The 14,811-nt window shown below is 59.9% G+C and carries 27 protein-coding genes; all 27 read right to left on the bottom strand.

The features are described 5' to 3' along the window. Positions 1 to 52: 52 nt before the first annotated feature. Complete coding sequence (locus B5E41_RS28775; protein ID WP_003547579.1) at positions 53 to 1,063, bottom strand: DNA-directed RNA polymerase subunit alpha; 1,011 nt, start codon at positions 1,061 to 1,063, stop codon at positions 53 to 55. Between the two features lie 97 nt (positions 1,064 to 1,160). Next, positions 1,161 to 1,550 (bottom strand): 30S ribosomal protein S11, encoded by a 390-nt coding sequence (gene rpsK, locus B5E41_RS28770; RefSeq protein ID WP_003547577.1) that lies wholly within the window; start codon positions 1,548 to 1,550, stop codon positions 1,161 to 1,163. 133 nt (positions 1,551 to 1,683) lie between these two features. Continuing rightward, on the bottom strand, positions 1,684 to 2,052 hold the full coding sequence (gene rpsM, locus B5E41_RS28765; RefSeq protein WP_011424992.1) for a 30S ribosomal protein S13: 369 nt from the start codon (positions 2,050 to 2,052) through the stop codon (positions 1,684 to 1,686). A 222-nt stretch (positions 2,053 to 2,274) separates the two neighbouring features. Further along, on the bottom strand, positions 2,275 to 2,925 hold the full coding sequence (locus B5E41_RS28760; protein ID WP_088397047.1) for an adenylate kinase: 651 nt from the start codon (positions 2,923 to 2,925) through the stop codon (positions 2,275 to 2,277). Beyond that, positions 2,922 to 4,262, bottom strand: a complete 1,341-nt coding sequence (gene secY, locus B5E41_RS28755; RefSeq protein ID WP_064801913.1) for a preprotein translocase subunit SecY — start codon at positions 4,260 to 4,262, stop codon at positions 2,922 to 2,924. The genes B5E41_RS28760 and secY overlap by 4 nt, the downstream gene beginning before the upstream one ends. A 233-nt stretch (positions 4,263 to 4,495) precedes the next feature. Next, positions 4,496 to 4,972 carry a 50S ribosomal protein L15 gene (gene rplO / locus B5E41_RS28750; protein WP_064801911.1) on the bottom strand — a complete coding sequence of 159 codons (477 nt, stop codon included), beginning with the start codon at positions 4,970 to 4,972 and terminating at the stop codon, positions 4,496 to 4,498. Positions 4,973 to 4,988: 16 nt separating this feature from the next. Next, positions 4,989 to 5,198, bottom strand: coding sequence for a 50S ribosomal protein L30 (gene rpmD / locus B5E41_RS28745; protein ID WP_011424988.1), 210 nt, complete (start codon positions 5,196 to 5,198; stop codon positions 4,989 to 4,991). A 13-nt stretch (positions 5,199 to 5,211) separates the two neighbouring features. Then, positions 5,212 to 5,781, bottom strand: coding sequence for a 30S ribosomal protein S5 (rpsE, locus tag B5E41_RS28740; RefSeq protein ID WP_003573784.1), 570 nt, complete (start codon positions 5,779 to 5,781; stop codon positions 5,212 to 5,214). Between the two features lie 133 nt (positions 5,782 to 5,914). Continuing rightward, on the bottom strand, positions 5,915 to 6,277 hold the full coding sequence (rplR, locus tag B5E41_RS28735) for a 50S ribosomal protein L18 (protein ID WP_064682265.1): 363 nt from the start codon (positions 6,275 to 6,277) through the stop codon (positions 5,915 to 5,917). A gap of 12 nt (positions 6,278 to 6,289) precedes the next feature. Then, positions 6,290 to 6,823, bottom strand: a complete 534-nt coding sequence (gene rplF, locus B5E41_RS28730) for a 50S ribosomal protein L6 (RefSeq protein WP_088397046.1) — start codon at positions 6,821 to 6,823, stop codon at positions 6,290 to 6,292. Between the two features lie 42 nt (positions 6,824 to 6,865). Next, positions 6,866 to 7,264, bottom strand: coding sequence for a 30S ribosomal protein S8 (gene rpsH, locus B5E41_RS28725; RefSeq protein ID WP_004674934.1), 399 nt, complete (start codon positions 7,262 to 7,264; stop codon positions 6,866 to 6,868). Positions 7,265 to 7,276: 12 nt separating this feature from the next. Beyond that, on the bottom strand, positions 7,277 to 7,582 hold the full coding sequence (gene rpsN, locus B5E41_RS28720; RefSeq protein ID WP_018115514.1) for a 30S ribosomal protein S14: 306 nt from the start codon (positions 7,580 to 7,582) through the stop codon (positions 7,277 to 7,279). Positions 7,583 to 7,614: 32 nt separating this feature from the next. Further along, positions 7,615 to 8,172: a 50S ribosomal protein L5 gene (gene rplE / locus B5E41_RS28715; RefSeq protein ID WP_011424985.1), complete on the bottom strand. Its 558-nt coding sequence runs from the start codon at positions 8,170 to 8,172 to the stop codon at positions 7,615 to 7,617. Beyond that, the gene (gene rplX, locus B5E41_RS28710; protein WP_004674929.1) at positions 8,165 to 8,473 is read right to left on the bottom strand and encodes a 50S ribosomal protein L24; all 309 of its coding nucleotides are present in this window, start codon (positions 8,471 to 8,473) and stop codon (positions 8,165 to 8,167) included. The genes rplE and rplX overlap by 8 nt, the downstream gene beginning before the upstream one ends. A 12-nt stretch (positions 8,474 to 8,485) precedes the next feature. Beyond that, positions 8,486 to 8,854, bottom strand: coding sequence for a 50S ribosomal protein L14 (rplN, locus tag B5E41_RS28705; protein WP_003573790.1), 369 nt, complete (start codon positions 8,852 to 8,854; stop codon positions 8,486 to 8,488). Between the two features lie 261 nt (positions 8,855 to 9,115). Then, complete coding sequence (gene rpsQ / locus B5E41_RS28700) at positions 9,116 to 9,355, bottom strand: 30S ribosomal protein S17 (RefSeq protein ID WP_004674926.1); 240 nt, start codon at positions 9,353 to 9,355, stop codon at positions 9,116 to 9,118. Positions 9,356 to 9,367: 12 nt separating this feature from the next. Then, positions 9,368 to 9,568 (bottom strand): 50S ribosomal protein L29, encoded by a 201-nt coding sequence (gene rpmC / locus B5E41_RS28695; RefSeq protein ID WP_004674925.1) that lies wholly within the window; start codon positions 9,566 to 9,568, stop codon positions 9,368 to 9,370. Between the two features lie 11 nt (positions 9,569 to 9,579). Then, positions 9,580 to 9,993, bottom strand: coding sequence for a 50S ribosomal protein L16 (rplP, locus tag B5E41_RS28690; RefSeq protein WP_003573792.1), 414 nt, complete (start codon positions 9,991 to 9,993; stop codon positions 9,580 to 9,582). Positions 9,994 to 10,031: 38 nt separating this feature from the next. Next, positions 10,032 to 10,766 (bottom strand): 30S ribosomal protein S3, encoded by a 735-nt coding sequence (rpsC, locus tag B5E41_RS28685; RefSeq protein WP_088397045.1) that lies wholly within the window; start codon positions 10,764 to 10,766, stop codon positions 10,032 to 10,034. Further along, entirely contained in the window at positions 10,766 to 11,155 is a 390-nt protein-coding gene (gene rplV, locus B5E41_RS28680; RefSeq protein WP_088397044.1) for a 50S ribosomal protein L22, read from the bottom strand. The genes rpsC and rplV overlap by 1 nt, the downstream gene beginning before the upstream one ends. Before the next feature lie 2 nt (positions 11,156 to 11,157). Then, a complete protein-coding gene (gene rpsS / locus B5E41_RS28675; protein ID WP_007531666.1) occupies positions 11,158 to 11,436 on the bottom strand; it encodes a 30S ribosomal protein S19 in 279 nt (92 codons plus the stop codon). A 15-nt stretch (positions 11,437 to 11,451) separates the two neighbouring features. After that, the gene (gene rplB, locus B5E41_RS28670; RefSeq protein WP_088397043.1) at positions 11,452 to 12,288 is read right to left on the bottom strand and encodes a 50S ribosomal protein L2; all 837 of its coding nucleotides are present in this window, start codon (positions 12,286 to 12,288) and stop codon (positions 11,452 to 11,454) included. 11 nt (positions 12,289 to 12,299) lie between these two features. After that, the gene (locus B5E41_RS28665) at positions 12,300 to 12,593 is read right to left on the bottom strand and encodes a 50S ribosomal protein L23 (protein ID WP_003547550.1); all 294 of its coding nucleotides are present in this window, start codon (positions 12,591 to 12,593) and stop codon (positions 12,300 to 12,302) included. Then, positions 12,590 to 13,210 (bottom strand): 50S ribosomal protein L4, encoded by a 621-nt coding sequence (rplD, locus tag B5E41_RS28660; protein WP_004674918.1) that lies wholly within the window; start codon positions 13,208 to 13,210, stop codon positions 12,590 to 12,592. Before rplD ends, B5E41_RS28665 begins: the two co-directional genes overlap by 4 nt. A gap of 13 nt (positions 13,211 to 13,223) precedes the next feature. Further along, positions 13,224 to 13,865 (bottom strand): 50S ribosomal protein L3, encoded by a 642-nt coding sequence (gene rplC / locus B5E41_RS28655; RefSeq protein ID WP_004674916.1) that lies wholly within the window; start codon positions 13,863 to 13,865, stop codon positions 13,224 to 13,226. Between the two features lie 33 nt (positions 13,866 to 13,898). After that, complete coding sequence (rpsJ, locus tag B5E41_RS28650; protein WP_003547547.1) at positions 13,899 to 14,207, bottom strand: 30S ribosomal protein S10; 309 nt, start codon at positions 14,205 to 14,207, stop codon at positions 13,899 to 13,901. A 306-nt stretch (positions 14,208 to 14,513) separates the two neighbouring features. Next, positions 14,514 to 14,811, bottom strand: a 298-nt coding sequence (locus B5E41_RS28645) for an EF-Tu C-terminal domain-related protein (RefSeq protein ID WP_457897735.1), incomplete at its 5' end; no start/stop codon positions are given.

Raw genomic sequence — 14,811 nt, 5'->3', positions numbered from 1 at the left:
TCTTGCGATCGGCGTGCGGGCGGAAAACCGCTTTTACTTTTCCTCACGCCGCTCAGTACTGGTCTTCGTAACGCTTGGCGAGATCTTCGATGTTCTCGGGCGGCCATGCCGGCACTTCCATGCCGAGGTGCAGGCCCATGGAAGCGAGAACTTCCTTGATTTCGTTCAGCGACTTGCGACCAAAATTCGGCGTGCGGAGCATTTCTGCTTCGGTCTTCTGAATGAGGTCGCCGATGTAGACGATGTTGTCGTTCTTCAGGCAGTTTGCCGAACGGACCGACAGTTCGAGTTCGTCCACCTTCTTGAGAAGAGCCGGATTGAAAGCGAGTTCGGTGACTGCTTCTTCTTCGGTTTCCTTCTGCGGCTCGTCGAAGTTGACGAAGACGCCAAGCTGATCCTGGAGGATGCGCGCAGCGAAAGCGACGGCGTCTTCGCCGGTGATCGAGCCATCGGTTTCGATGGTCATGTTCAGCTTGTCGTAGTCGAGAACCTGTCCTTCGCGGGTATTTTCAACCTTGTAGGACACCTTCTTGACCGGCGAATAGAGGCTGTCGACCGGGATAAGGCCGATCGGAGCATCTTCTGCACGATTGCGTTCGGCCGGAACATAGCCCTTGCCGTTGTTGACGGTGAATTCCATGCGGATTTCGGCACCCTCGTCGAGCGTGCAGATCACATGCTCGGGGTTGAGGATTTCGATATCGCCGACCGTCTGAATGTCGCCAGCCGTGACAACGCCCGGGCCCTGCTTGCGCACGACCATGCGCTTTGCGTCGTCGCCATCCATCTTGATGGCGATTTCCTTGATGTTGAGCACGATATCCGTGACGTCTTCGCGGACGCCGGGAATCGAGGAGAATTCGTGCAGCACGCCGTCGATCTGCACCGCCGTGACGGCAGCACCGCGCAGCGAGGAGAGCAGAACGCGGCGCAGCGCGTTGCCGAGGGTGAGGCCGAAGCCGCGCTCCAGCGGTTCGGCGACAAGCGTCGCCCTGGTGCGCGAGCTCGAGGAGAACTCCACCTTGTTCGGCTTGATCAGTTCCTGCCAGTTCTTCTGAATCATGAGTTTGCCTTCCGTTCGTTGCCACCATCCAATCGTGACAACCGAGCTTGAAAACCACCGGGAGCACCAAGGCGCTCACCGGTGACGAGAGCGATGATCAGACGCGGCGCTTCTTGCGCGGACGGCAGCCATTGTGCGGGATCGGGGTCACGTCGCGGATGGACGTGATCATGAAACCTGCAGCCTGGAGCGCGCGCAGAGCCGATTCACGGCCCGAACCCGGACCGCAGACTTCGACTTCCAGCGACTTCATGCCGTGCTCCTGGGCCTTCTTGGCGCAGTCTTCGGCAGCGATCTGGGCAGCGAAGGGGGTCGACTTGCGCGAGCCCTTGAAGCCCTTGGCGCCAGCCGACGACCAGGCGATCGCATTGCCCTGCGCATCAGTGATGGTGATCATCGTGTTGTTGAAGGTCGAGTTGACATGAGCGACACCCGACGAGATATTCTTGCGCTCGCGACGGCGAACGCGGACGGCTTCCTTAGCCATGCTATTCCTTTCGTTGATCTCTTCACCGCCGTAACACCAGCGGCTACACCGGAACGGCGCCTATATGGTCCCGCTCCAAACTCAAAAGAGGCCGGCGCGGACCGCCAGCCTCCCCACCCCGGTTTCCCGGAAATTACTTCTTCTTGCCAGCGATTGCCTTTGCCGGACCCTTACGGGTGCGGGCATTGGTGTGCGTGCGCTGACCGCGGACCGGAAGGCCGCGACGATGACGCAGGCCGCGGTAGCAGCCGAGGTCCATCAGACGCTTGATGTTCATCGCGGTTTCGCGACGAAGATCACCCTCGACCTGATAGTCACGGTCGATGGTTTCGCGGATCTGAAGGACTTCAGCGTCCGTCAGCTGATGCACACGACGCTCAGCCGGGATACCGACCTTCTCGACGATTTCCTGTGCGAATTTCGGACCGATCCCGTGAATGTAGGTCAGCGCGATGACTACGCGCTTTGCAGTCGGGATGTTGACGCCAGCGATACGTGCCACGCCTGTTCTCCTTGCATTCCAGTTGCCATCCGGCAAGTGGGCTTCGTTATGCGGCCCTCAGGACCGCCCGTTCAGATTTAGTGTCCGTAACATGTCAAAACGACCGCACCCGGACTTCCCAGGGAAATCCGCGCCGATCGCAGGGAATGTCGCGAGTTGGCGCGGTGTTTAGCGGAATCACTGCTGAAAAGCAACCGTTTCCGCCAAGTTTATTTTCAAGCCTTACAGCTTGGAAAGAATCGCTTCGACCTCGCCAGTCACCTGATCGATTTCAGCCATGCCGTCGACGGACCTGAGCTTGCCCTTGGCATGGTAGTAACCGATCAGCGGCGAGGTTTCCTTGTAGTAGACCTGCAGCCGGGCCGTCATGGTCTCCGGATTGTCGTCGGGACGGCGCTTGAAGTGGGTAGAGCCGCACTTGTCGCACACGCCTTCATCAGCCGGGACCTTGTCGGTGTCGTGATAGACGCTACCGCACTGCGCACAGGAGTAGCGACCGGCAACGCGTCGGACGAGTTCAGCGTCATCCACGCGGAATTCGATGACGACGGAGAGATCGAGACCCTTTGCCCTCAGCATCGCCTCGGTGGCGTCCGCCTGAACGAGCGTCCTGGGGAAGCCATCGAGAATGAAACCGTTGGCGCAATCGGGCTGATCGATTCGCTCGGAGACGATGGCGATGACAATCTCATCAGAGACCAGCTTGCCGGCGTCCATGACCGCCTTGGCGCGCTTGCCGACCTCCGTGCCGGCGTTGACCGCCGCCCGCAGCATATCTCCCGTGGAAAGCTGCGGAATGCCGTGCTTTTCCACGATCCGCTGGGCCTGGGTTCCCTTGCCCGCGCCCGGCGGCCCCAAAAGGATAAGTCTCATCGCCCCCTCTTTCCTCCTCGCAACTTCGATTTCTTGATCAGGCCTTCGTATTGCTGCGCGATCAGGTGACCCTGGATCTGTGCAACCGTATCAAGAGTTACGCTAACCACGATCAAAAGCGAAGTCCCACCAAGGGATAATGGAATGCCGGTTTGCGACACCAGAATCTCAGGGAGGATGCAGACGAAGACAAGATAGATGGCGCCGATCAGCGTGATGCGGGTCAGCACGTAGTCAATATATTCGGCGGTGCGCTCACCGGGACGGATGCCGGGAATAAAGCCGCCATGCTTCTTCAGATTGTCGGCCGTGTCCTTCGGATTGAAAACGATGGCCGTATAGAAGAAGGCGAAGAAGGCGATCAGCGCCGCATAGAGCACCATGTAAAGCGGCCGTCCGTGACCGAGGGCGGCAACGATCGAGGTCGCCCAGGCAGGCATCGCAGTGGTGTTGGCAAAGCCTGCGACTGTCGCCGGCAGAAGCAGCAGCGAAGAGGCGAAGATCGCCGGGATGACGCCCGAGGTGTTCAGCTTCAGCGGCAGGTGCGAGGTATCGCCTTGGAACATGCGGTTGCCGACCTGGCGCTTCGGATACTGGATCAGCAACCGGCGCTGGGCACGCTCCACGAAGACGATGACACCGATGACGGCGATCGCGACTATGATGACGAGCAGGATGAGGCCGGTCGACAGCGCGCCGGTGCGGCCGAGTTCAAGCGTGCCGGCAAGAGCGCTCGGAAGGCCGGCTGCGATACCGGCGAAGATGATCAGCGAAATGCCGTTGCCGATACCGCGCGAGGTGATCTGCTCGCCGAGCCACATCAGGAACATCGTGCCGCCGAGCAGCGTCAGAACGGTGGAAATACGGAAGAACCAGCCCGGATCGACGACAAGGCCCTGGCCGCTCTCAAGGCCGGCGGCAATGCCGTAAGCCTGGAGCGCACCCAGAATGACGGTGCCGTAGCGGGTGTACTGGTTGATGATCTTGCGCCCCTGCTCGCCTTCCTTCTTCAGGTTTTCAAGCGTCGGCACGACCGAAGTCATCAGCTGCACGATGATCGAAGCGGAGATATAGGGCATGATGCCGAGCGCAAAGATCGCCATACGCTGTACGGCGCCGCCCGAGAACATGTTGAACAGGCCGAGAATACCGCCTGCCTGGCCGCGGAACGCCTGGGCATAGGCTTCGGGATTGAGACCCGGAAGCGGGATATGGGTGCCGAGCCTGTAGACGAGGAGAGCAGCCAGTGTGAACCACAGGCGCTTCTTCAAATCCTCGGCTTTGGCAAAGGTCGAAAAATTGAGGTTGGATGCCAATTGTTCCGCTGCAGAAGCCATGCGATTCTCCGCCCTACCAATTCCGGCGTCCCTAGGGAAATACCGGCCCCGGAATCAGTATGAAAATAATTCAAAACCGGGCTTTGGACGGATTGCAGCGCAACCCCATGCCTCACCCTTGTTTTCCAGTCTTACCGGCATGACGCGGGCGCGTCAGCCAAGTTTTTGTGAGGCCCACATATGGGAGCAAAATCGCCCGGTGTGAAGCACTCCGGGCGATATATCATCAGATATTATTCTGCTGCAGCCGGAGCCGAAAGCAGCGTCACTGTGCCGCCGGCCTTTTCGATCTTCTCGACGGCGGGCTTGGAAGCGCCTGCGACGACGATGGTGATCTTGGCCTTGAGCTCGCCGTCGGCGAGAACGCGAACGCCATCCTTGGCGCGGCGGATAACGCCGGCAGCCTTCAGGGCAGCTGCGTCAACAGTCGCCTTTGCATCGAGCTTGCCGGCGTCGATCGCAGCCTGAATGCGGCCGAGCGACACGACAACAAAATCGGAAGCGAAAATGTTGTTGAAGCCGCGCTTCGGCAGGCGACGATAGATCGGCATCTGACCGCCTTCGAAGCCGTTGATGGCGACGCCGGAACGGGACTTCTGACCCTTGACACCGCGACCAGCCGTCTTGCCCGAGCCCGAACCGATACCGCGGCCGAGGCGCTTGCGGCTGTGGGTCGAGCCTTCGTTGTCCTTGATTTCATTGAGTTTCATGAGCGTTTCCTCCGTCTCACTTCTCGTCGACGATGCGAACGAGATGCTGGACAGCACGGATCATGCCGCGAACGGAAGGAGTATCCTCCAGCGTGCGGCGACGGTGCATCTTGTTCAGTCCGAGACCGATCAGCGTGCGCTGCTGGACGTCCGGACGGCGAATCGGGCTGCCGATCTGTTCGATCGTGACAGTCTTCGCTTCAGCCTTCTTGGTAGCCTTGGCCATTGGTCAGCTCCTCTTATTCTTCAGAGGCGTTGCCGGAGGCGCTACGACGAGCCTGCAGCGTTGCATACTTGATGCCGCGCTGAGCTGCGATGTCCTTCGGGTGAACCTGGTGCTTCAGAGCGTCGAAGGTGGCGCGAACCATGTTGTAGGGGTTCGACGAACCGGTCGACTTGGCGACGACGTCGTGCATGCCGAGCGTTTCGAAAACGGCGCGCATCGGACCGCCGGCGATGATGCCGGTACCGACCTTGGCGGAGCGCAGCAGAACCTTGCCGGCGCCGTGGCGGCCGTGGACGTCGTGATGCAGCGTACGGCCGTCACGCAGCGGTACGAAGATCAGCTCGCGCTTGGCGGCTTCGGTTGCCTTGCGGATGGCTTCCGGCACTTCACGTGCCTTGCCATGGCCGAAGCCGACGCGGCCCTTCTGGTCGCCGACGACGACGAGTGCTGCGAAACCAAAACGACGGCCGCCCTTGACGACCTTGGCGACGCGATTAATCGCGACCAGCTTGTCGACGAATTCGCTATCGCGCTCTTCACGGCTCTGGCGGTCTTCCCGCTGCGGCCTTCTTTCCTGTGCCATTGTCCTCTTCCTTTTTCTTTTCCGGGTGCAATCGGCAAATGAATGTGGACCGCATCAGCCTCCCCATTCTTGAGGAGTGCCTTGCGGTCCGGCGAAAATCCGGCCGGCGCAAACGCGTCCGGCCGGAAACTGATCAGAAGGTGAGACCGCCTTCGCGGGCCGCTTCGGCGAGAGCCTTGATGCGGCCGTGATAGATGAAGGCGCCACGGTCGAATACGACTTCCGACACGCCGGCCTTGGAGGCGCGCTCGGCGACGAGCTTGCCCACTGCAGCGGCAGCGGCGGTATCGGCACCGGTCTTCAGAGAACCGCGCAGATCCTTGTCGAGGGTGGAGGCGGACGCAAGCGTCTTGCCGGCCACATCATCGATGATCTGAGCATAGATGTTCTTCGAGGAGCGATGAACCGACAGGCGCGGACGGCCATTGGCCACCGACTTGATATGACGGCGCACGCGGTTGGCACGACGTGCAAGTGCTTCTTTCCTGCTAGCCATTTCGCGTGATCCTTACTTCTTCTTGCCTTCTTTGCGGACGATCCGCTCGTCGGCATACTTGACGCCCTTGCCCTTGTACGGCTCGGGACCGCGATATTCGCGGATTTCCGCGGCAACCTGACCGACCTGCTGCTTGTTGATGCCGCTGACGATGATTTCAGTCGGCTTCGGAACAGCGATCGAGATGCCGACCGGCGGTTCATAGACCACGTCGTGGCTGAAACCGAGGGCCAGCTGCAGGTTCTTACCCTGCATGGCGGCGCGGTAACCGACGCCGTTGATTTCGAGCTTGCGCTCGTAACCGTCCTTGACGCCCTTGAAGATGCCTTCGATCATCGTGCGGGACATGCCCCACTTCGAACGCGCATCCTTTGACTGGTTCAGCGGCGTCACGACGACCGCGTTGTTTTCGAGCTTGAGGCTGATTTCATCATTTGCGACGAAGAACAGCTCGCCCTTCGGGCCCTTTGCGGTAACCTTCTGGCCATCGACCGTAGCCGTGATCCCAGCAGGCACCTGAACGGGCTTCTTACCGATACGAGACATGTTTTGATCCTGTCTGTTCGCTATGGAGATCCCTGCCCAATCTTAGAAGACCGAGCAAAGAACCTCGCCACCAACGTTCTGTTCGCGAGCCTGGTGATCGGCCATCACGCCCTTCGGAGTCGAAAGGATGGTGATGCCGAGGCCGTTCGCGACCTGCGGAATGGACTTGACCGAGACATAAACCCGGCGGCCCGGCTTGGACACACGGCCGATCTCACGGATCACCGATGCGCCTTCATAATACTTCAGCTCGATGTTGAGCTCCGACTTGCCATTGCCGAAATCGACAACGGAATAGCCACGGATGTAGCCTTCGGACTGCAGGACATCGAGAACACGCGCACGGAGCTTGGACGCAGGCGTCGAAACCGACGACTTGCGGCGGGAAGCGCCGTTGCGGATACGGGTGAGCATATCGCCCAACGGATCAGTCATTGTCATCTAACCTGCTCCTTACCAGCTCGACTTGACGATGCCCGGCACCTTGCCGAGATTGCCGAGTTCACGCAGCGCGATACGCGACATGCGCAGTTTGCGGTAGTATGCGCGCGGACGCCCCGATACTTCGCAACGGTTGCGAATGCGGGTCTTCGATCCATCGCGCGGCAGGGATGCCAGCTTGATCGAGGCCTTGAACCGCTCTTCGATCGGAAGAGCCTGGTTCATGATGATCGCCTTCAACGCAGCCCGCTTTGCGGCCTGGTTGGCGACCGTATTACGGCGGCGCTTGTTCTTTTCAACTGCGCTTGTCTTCGCCATGTCAGGTTCCTTTTCTACGCTCGTCGTTACGGTTATTGACGGAACGGGAAGCTGAACTCCTTCAGGAGAGTCCGTGCTTCGTCGTCGGTCGTCGCCGTCGTGCAAACGATGATGTCCATGCCCCACATCTGATCAACCTTGTCGTAGTTGATTTCAGGGAACACAATGTGCTCCTTGATGCCCATGGCGAAGTTGCCACGGCCGTCAAAGCTCTTCGGGTTCAGGCCGCGGAAGTCGCGAACGCGCGGGAGCGCGATGTTGACCAGGCGATCCAGGAACTCGTACATGCGGGCGCCGCGCAGGGTGACCTTTGCGCCGATCGGCATGTTTTCGCGGACCTTGAAGCCTGCGATAGAGTTGCGTGCGCGGGTGATGACCGGCTTCTGACCGGCGATCGCTGCGAGGTCGGCGGCAGCAACCGTCGGCTTCTTCGAGTCAGCGGTCGCCTCACCGACGCCCATGTTGATCACGATCTTGTCGAGCTTCGGAATCATCATCTCGTTGGCGTAGGAGAACTTCTCCTGCATCGCCTTGCGGATGCGCTCGACATATTCCTTCTTGAGCCGCGGCTCGTACTTTGCCTCAGCCATCGATCACTTCTCCAGAACGCTTGGCCACGCGGACCTTCTTGCCGTCAACGACCTTGAAACCGACGCGGGTCGGCTTGCCGTCCTTGTCGACGATTGCAATGTTGGACAGGTGAACCGGGGCTTCCTTGTTGATGATGCCGGCTTCCTGGGTCTGCGTCTGGCGCTGGTGGCGCTTCACGACGTTGACGCCACGGACGACTGCACGATCTTCCTTCGGCATAACCTGAACGACTTCGCCGGTGCGGCCCTTGTCCTTGCCAGCGAGCATGACGACCTTGTCGCCTTTACGAATCTTTTGCATCGCTTCCGCTCCTTACAGTACTTCGGGAGCCAGCGAGATGATCTTCATGTGGTTCTTGGCGCGAAGTTCGCGCGGAACCGGTCCGAAGATACGGGTGCCGATCGGCTCTTTCTTGTTGTCGATGAGGACTGCTGCGTTGGTGTCGAAGCGGATGACCGAGCCATCCGGACGACGGATGTCCTTGGCGGTGCGAACGACAACCGCCTTCATCACGTCACCCTTCTTCACGCGGCCGCGCGGGATCGCTTCCTTGATCGAAACGACGATGACGTCGCCGATCGAGGCATACTTGCGCTTCGAGCCGCCCAGCACCTTGATGCACATGACACGACGTGCGCCGGAATTATCCGCGACGTCGAGGTTTGTTTGCATCTGAATCATATCAGGTCGCCTTCTTGGTTTACCGGAATGGTTGGGCCTAAGCCCCCTACCCCGGCTTATGAAAATGTTCGCCGGCCAGCCTGCAGTAACGGCAGGCAAAAACACGGCATAGCTGAATAGCGCGGGGTCGATCGTGCCAGGGTGGTTTCCCGAACGGGACCTTCCGTGCGCTCAAAGCAAAAGAACGCCCGGCATTCGAGCGTTCTGACGCTGCTTCATACAGATATTTCGGCGAGACGCAAGGCCTCGCGCAAAATTCTGTTACTTGCCCTGGGCGGCGATCACCGTCCAGCGCTTGTCCTTGGAGATCGGCGCGCATTCCTCGATGGATACGGTATCGCCGATCTTGTACTGGTTGTTTTCGTCGTGGGCCTTGTACTTCTTGGAACGACGAACGGTCTTCTGGAGCAGCGGGTGAGCGAAACGACGCTCGACGCGAACCACTACCGTCTTCTCGTTCTTGTCGCCAACGACGACGCCCTGCAGGATGCGCTTCGGCATATTTTTCTTCCTTTAGGCCTTAACTTCTGCCGCCTTCTGGCGGGCAATGGTTTTGACGCGGGCGATGTCCTTGCGGACTTCGTTGATGCGCGAGGACTTTTCGAGCTGGCCGGTCGCCTTCTGGAAGCGCAGGTTGAACTGCTCCTTCTTCAGCTTGGCAAGCTCGTCCTTGAGTTGGTCGGCGGTCAACGCGCGAACATCTGAGGCTTTCATGAGCTCAATCCTTACTCTGCAATGCGCTGTACGAAGCGCGTCTTGACCGAGAGCTTGGCAGAGCCGAGACGAAGCGCCTCACGGGCGATCTCTTCGCTGACGCCGTCGATCTCGAACATCATACGACCGGGCTTGACCTTGCATGCCCAGTACTCAACGGAGCCCTTACCTTTACCCATGCGGACTTCGGTCGGCTTTGCGGTTACCGGAACGTCCGGGAACACGCGGATCCATACACGGCCGGCGCGCTTCATGTAACGCGTGATCGCGCGGCGGGCCGCTTCGATCTCGCGCGCGTTGACGCGGTTGGGCTCCTGAGCCTTCAGGCCGAATTCGCCGAATGCCAGGTCAGAACCGCCCTTGGCAACGCCCTTGATGCGGCCCTTGAACTGCTTGCGGTACTTAGTACGCTTTGGCTGCAACATTTTCTTACTTCTCCGAGCTTATCTTTCGCCAGCGCTAATTACGCGTTGTCGCGTTCGCGGCGACGATCGCCACGGTCGCGTTCGCGGCCTGCCGGACCCTGTGCGTCGCCTTCCAGCGCGCGACGTTCGGAAGCCATCGGATCGTGCTCAAGGATTTCGCCCTTGAAGATCCAGACCTTGATGCCGCAGATGCCGAATGCGGTTTCGGCTTCTGCCGTGCCGTAATCGATGTCGGCGCGCAGCGTGTGCAGCGGCACGCGACCTTCGCGGTACCATTCCGTACGGGCGATTTCAGCCCCGCCGAGACGGCCGGCGCAGGTGATCTTGATGCCTTCGGCACCGAGACGCATTGCCGACTGAACGGCGCGCTTCATGGCGCGGCGGAAAGCCACGCGGCGCTCGAGCTGCTGGGCGATCGACTGAGCGACCAGCGTCGCGTCGACTTCGGGCTTGCGCACTTCAACGATGTTGAGGTGCGTTTCCGAGTTGGTCATATCAGACAGCTTCTTGCGGAGCTTGTCGATGTCGGCGCCCTTACGGCCGATGATCAGGCCCGGACGAGCCGAGTGGATCGTGACGCGGCACTTCTTGTGCGGACGCTCGATGACCACCTTGGAGATGCCTGCCTGCTTCAGTTCGCTCATGACGAACTTGCGCATCTTCAGGTCTTCGTGCAGCAACTGGCCGTACTCGGCATTGTCCGCGAACCAGCGGCTATCCCAGGTACGGTTGATGCCGAGACGGAAACCGATTGGATTGATTTTCTGACCCATTATGCGGCCTCCTCTGCTGCCTGCACTTCACGAACGACGATCGTCAGGTGCGCGAAGGGCTTTTCGATGCGCGACGCGCGACCGCGGCCACGAGCGTGGAAACGCTTCATGACGATCGACTTGCCGACGTAGGCTTCGGCGACGACGAGCGCGTCGACGTCGAGGTCGTGGTTATTCTCGGCGTTGGCGATCGCGGATTCGAGCGTCTTCCTGACGGCGCCCGCGATGCGCTTGCGGGAGAACTCCAGCTCAGCGAGTGCACGCTCGACCTTTTTGCCGCGGATGGCCGCAGCAATCAGATTGAGCTTCTGGGGGCTGACGCGGAGCGTGCGGGCGACTGCTTGCGCCTCGTTGTCCTTCAGCCGGCGTTCGGCTTTTGCCTTGCCCATTGTTACTTCCTCTTCGCCTTCTTGTCCGCGCCGTGACCGTAGTAGGTGCGGGTCGGAGAGAATTCACCGAATTTGTGACCGACCATGTCTTCATTGACACTGACCGGGACATGTTTGCTGCCGTTGTAGACGCCGAAGGTAAGACCGACGAACTGCGGCAGGATCGTGGAGCGACGGCTCCAGATCTTGATCACTTCTGCACGTCCGCCTTCACGAACCTTCTCAGCCTTCTTGAGAAGATAGCCGTCAACGAACGGACCTTTCCATACTGAACGAGCCATTGGAGACTTCCTCTCTTACTTCTTGCGCTGATGACGCGAGCGCATGATCATCTTATCGGTCGACTTGTTCGACCGGGTGCGCTTGCCCTTGGTCGGCTTGCCCCACGGTGTCACCGGATGGCGACCACCGGAGGTGCGGCCTTCACCACCGCCGTGCGGATGGTCGACCGGGTTCATGACGACACCGCGGTTATGCGGACGCTTGCCGCGCCAGACGGTACGACCGGCCTTGCCATCGTTGATGTTGGCGTGGTCCGGGTTGGAGACGGCACCGATCGAAGCAAGGCAGATGCCGCTGACGAGGCGCTGCTCACCGGAGTTCAGGCGAAGGATCGCCATGCCCTGGTCACGGCCGACGAGCTGTGCGTAGGAACCGGCGGAGCGGGCGATCTGACCGCCCTTGCCCGGCTTCATTTCCACGTTGTGGATGATGGAGCCGACCGGGATGTACTGCAGCGGCATGGTGTTGCCGGGCTTGACGTCGACAGCCTTTTCCGAAGCGATGACCTTGTCGCCGGCAGCGAGACGCTGCGGAGCGATGATGTAGGCCTGCTCGCCATCCGAATAGGTCACCAGCGCGATGAAAGCCGTGCGGTTCGGATCGTATTCGATACGTTCGACCGTGCCTTCGATATCGAACTTGCGACGCTTGAAGTCGACCAATCGGTAGCTGCGCTTATGACCGCCACCGATGAAGCGAGCCGTGATGCGGCCGAGGTTGTTACGACCGCCGCTCTTGGTCAGACCTTCCGTCAGCGCCTTGACCGGCTTGCCCTTGTAGAGCGAGGAGCGGTCCACGATGACCAGCTGACGCTGGCTCGGGGTCGTCGGATTGAATGTTTTCAATGCCATTTTCTTATACCTCAGAGACCGGTGGAGACGTCGATCGTCTGGCCTTCAGCCAGCGTCACGACAGCCTTCTTCACGTCCTTCTGCTTGCCGACGAAACCGCGGAACCGCTTGGTCTTGCCCTTGCGCAGCAGAGTGTTGACGGCCGTGACCTTGACGCCGAACAGCGCCTCGACAGCAGCCTTGATTTCCGGCTTTGTCGCCTGCTTGGCGACATTGAAAACAACCTGGTTGTTTTCGGATACCAGCGTGGACTTTTCGGTGATCGCCGGAGAGACGATCACATCGTAGTGGCGAAGATCGGTCACTTGAATCGCTCCTCTAGCGCTTCAACCGCAGCCTTGGAAAGCACGAGCTTGCCGCGGCGCACGATGTCGTAAACATTGATGCCCTGGATCGGCAGAACATCGATGTTCGGGATGTTCTGCGCTGCGAGCTTGAAGTTGCCGTCAAGCTCTGCGCCGCCGATGAAGAGGGCGTTGGTCAGGCCGAGCGTCTCGAAAGCGGACGCGAGAGCCTTGGTCTTGGCTTCAGCGGCGACCAAGTTGTCGATGACGATGACGTCATCAGCCTTGATCTTGGCCGAAAGGGCATGGCGAAGGCCGAGTGCGCGAACCTTCTTCGGAAGGTCGTGCTCGTGGCTGCGAACGACGGGGCCATGGGCCTTGCCGCCGCCGCGGAACTGCGGAGCGCGAGCCGAATGGTGACGAGCGCGGCCCGTACCCTTCTGCTTGTACATCTTGGCGCCGGTGCGCGAGACTTCAGCGCGGCCCTTTGCCTTGTGCGTGCCCTGCTGCTTCTTGGCAAGCTGCCAGCGGATAACGCGGGCGAGAATGTCTTCGCGGGGCTCGAGGCCGAAAATCTCGTCCGAAAGGGAGACCTTCCCGGCGTCTTTTCCCTCGAGGGTCTTGACGTTCAATTCCATTGATCTGGCTCCCTTACTTCGCGGCCGACTTGACGGCGTCGCGCACGATGATCCAGGCACCCTTGGAACCAGGAACAGCACCCTTGATCAGGATCAGACCACGATCTTCGTCGGTCGAAACCACTTCCAGGTTCTGCGTCGTGACGCGCGTCTGGCCCATGTGACCAGCCATCTTCTTGTTCTTGAAAACCTTGCCCGGATCCTGGCGCGAGCCGGTCGAACCGTGCGAACGGTGCGAAACCGACACACCGTGCGTGGCGCGCAGACCGCCGAAACCGTGGCGCTTCATGGCGCCGGCAAAACCCTTACCGATGGTCGTACCCGTCACATCGACGAGCTGACCGGCGGCAAAGTGACCCGCCTTGAGCTCCGTGCCGATCTCCAGCAGATTATCTTCCGACACGCGGAATTCTGCGAGCTTGGCCTTCGGCTCGACGTTGGCAACGGCAAAGTTGCCGCGCATCGCCTTCGACGTGTTCTTTACCTTCGCCTGGCCGGCACCGAGCTGAACTGCGGTATAGCCATTCTTTTCGACAGTGCGCGTGGCAACGACCTGGCAGCCGTCCATACGCAGTACCGTTACCGGGACATGCTCGCCGGCGTCGTTGTAAACGCGGGTCATTCCCACCTTTTGTGCAATCACACCTGAACGCATCGGTTCAATCCTTCCAACTCAGCTCGAGCAAGCTCAGAGCTTGATCTCAACATCGACACCGGCGGCGAGATCGAGCTTCATCAGCGCGTCTACCGTCTGCGGGGTCGGGTCTACGATGTCGAGCAGGCGCTTATGCGTGCGCATCTCGAACTGTTCGCGGCTCTTCTTGTCGATGTGCGGGGACCGGTTGACCGTAAACTTCTCGATGCGGGTCGGAAGCGGAACGGGGCCCCGGACGCTTGCACCGGTGCGCTTCGCCGTCGACACGATCTCGCGCGTGGAAGCATCGAGAATCCGGTGATCGAACGCCTTCAGGCGAATGCGGATATTTTGGCCGTTCATTCGACGTTATCCTTGTGTTTGTTTTCCACATGTCTCTCAACAAGACACGGGTTGTTCTTTCTTCCTAAGGCGGACCACCGGTTTCAAAGATCGAGAGGGCGCCGATGCCGGCGTCCCTATCCAGTCTTCAGGGCCTTCTAGCCCACCTTATTTGCTTGTTCAGTCACCGCTTCGTCATCCAAAGCGGCACGCAGATCGCGCTCGCGCGCCATTTGCTACATTTCTGTGTAATAAGCAAGCGGCTTGCGCCGCCTGCATCATAATATTGTCATCGAATCGGCCACTCCACCGGAGTGGCCGAATGAATTACTCGACGATCGAAGCGACGATACCGGCGCCGACGGTGCGGCCGCCTTCGCGGATAGCGAAGCGCAGCTTTTCTTCCATCGCGATCGGAACGATCAGCTCGACGTCAACCGTGACGTTGTCGCCCGGCATGACCATTTCCGTGCCTTCCGGAAGCGTCACGATGCCGGTCACGTCAGTCGTGCGGAAGTAGAACTGCGGACGGTAGTTGGTGAAGAACGGCGTATGACGGCCGCCCTCTTCCTTCGTCAGGATGTAGGCTTCTGCCTTGAACTTCTTGTGCGGCTTGACGGAGCCC

The organism is Rhizobium esperanzae (assembly GCF_002204185.1).
Taxonomy (GTDB): Bacteria; Pseudomonadota; Alphaproteobacteria; order Rhizobiales; family Rhizobiaceae; genus Rhizobium; species Rhizobium esperanzae.
Note: the sequence above shows the minus strand (reverse complement) of the source record. Positions and strands in the feature narration are given on the sequence as shown.

Bases quoted from the DNA above. Each gene is read 5' to 3' on its own strand.
- B5E41_RS28775 (WP_003547579.1), bottom strand. From the start codon at position 1,063: ATGATTCAGAAGAACTGGCAGGAACTGATCAAGCCGAACAAGGTGGAG.
- rpsK (WP_003547577.1), bottom strand. From the start codon at position 1,550: ATGGCTAAGGAAGCCGTCCGCGTTCGCCGTCGCGAGCGCAAGAATATC.
- B5E41_RS28760 (WP_088397047.1), bottom strand. From the start codon at position 2,925: ATGAGACTTATCCTTTTGGGGCCGCCGGGCGCGGGCAAGGGAACCCAG.
- secY (WP_064801913.1), bottom strand. From the start codon at position 4,262: ATGGCTTCTGCAGCGGAACAATTGGCATCCAACCTCAATTTTTCGACC.
- rplO (WP_064801911.1), bottom strand. From the start codon at position 4,972: ATGAAACTCAATGAAATCAAGGACAACGAAGGCTCGACCCACAGCCGC.
- rpmD (WP_011424988.1), bottom strand. From the start codon at position 5,198: ATGGCCAAGGCTACCAAGAAGGCTGAAGCGAAGACTGTCACGATCGAA.
- rpsE (WP_003573784.1), bottom strand. From the start codon at position 5,781: ATGGCACAGGAAAGAAGGCCGCAGCGGGAAGACCGCCAGAGCCGTGAA.
- rplR (WP_064682265.1), bottom strand. From the start codon at position 6,277: ATGGCTAGCAGGAAAGAAGCACTTGCACGTCGTGCCAACCGCGTGCGC.
- rplF (WP_088397046.1), bottom strand. From the start codon at position 6,823: ATGTCTCGTATCGGTAAGAAGCCCGTTCAGGTGCCTGCTGGGATCACG.
- rpsH (WP_004674934.1), bottom strand. From the start codon at position 7,264: ATGACAATGACTGATCCGTTGGGCGATATGCTCACCCGTATCCGCAAC.
- rpsN (WP_018115514.1), bottom strand. From the start codon at position 7,582: ATGGCGAAGACAAGCGCAGTTGAAAAGAACAAGCGCCGCCGTAATACG.
- rplE (WP_011424985.1), bottom strand. From the start codon at position 8,172: ATGGCTGAGGCAAAGTACGAGCCGCGGCTCAAGAAGGAATATGTCGAG.
- rplX (WP_004674929.1), bottom strand. From the start codon at position 8,473: ATGCAAAAGATTCGTAAAGGCGACAAGGTCGTCATGCTCGCTGGCAAG.
- rplN (WP_003573790.1), bottom strand. From the start codon at position 8,854: ATGATTCAGATGCAAACAAACCTCGACGTCGCGGATAATTCCGGCGCA.
- rpsQ (WP_004674926.1), bottom strand. From the start codon at position 9,355: ATGCCGAAGCGCATCCTGCAGGGCGTCGTCGTTGGCGACAAGAACGAG.
- rpmC (WP_004674925.1), bottom strand. From the start codon at position 9,568: ATGAAAGCCTCAGATGTTCGCGCGTTGACCGCCGACCAACTCAAGGAC.
- rplP (WP_003573792.1), bottom strand. From the start codon at position 9,993: ATGTTGCAGCCAAAGCGTACTAAGTACCGCAAGCAGTTCAAGGGCCGC.
- rpsC (WP_088397045.1), bottom strand. From the start codon at position 10,766: ATGGGTCAGAAAATCAATCCAATCGGTTTCCGTCTCGGCATCAACCGT.
- rplV (WP_088397044.1), bottom strand. From the start codon at position 11,155: ATGGGCAAGGCAAAAGCCGAACGCCGGCTGAAGGACAACGAGGCGCAA.
- rpsS (WP_007531666.1), bottom strand. From the start codon at position 11,436: ATGGCTCGTTCAGTATGGAAAGGTCCGTTCGTTGACGGCTATCTTCTC.
- rplB (WP_088397043.1), bottom strand. From the start codon at position 12,288: ATGGCATTGAAAACATTCAATCCGACGACCCCGAGCCAGCGTCAGCTG.
- rplD (WP_004674918.1), bottom strand. From the start codon at position 13,210: ATGGAATTGAACGTCAAGACCCTCGAGGGAAAAGACGCCGGGAAGGTC.
- rplC (WP_004674916.1), bottom strand. From the start codon at position 13,865: ATGCGTTCAGGTGTGATTGCACAAAAGGTGGGAATGACCCGCGTTTAC.
- rpsJ (WP_003547547.1), bottom strand. From the start codon at position 14,207: ATGAACGGCCAAAATATCCGCATTCGCCTGAAGGCGTTCGATCACCGG.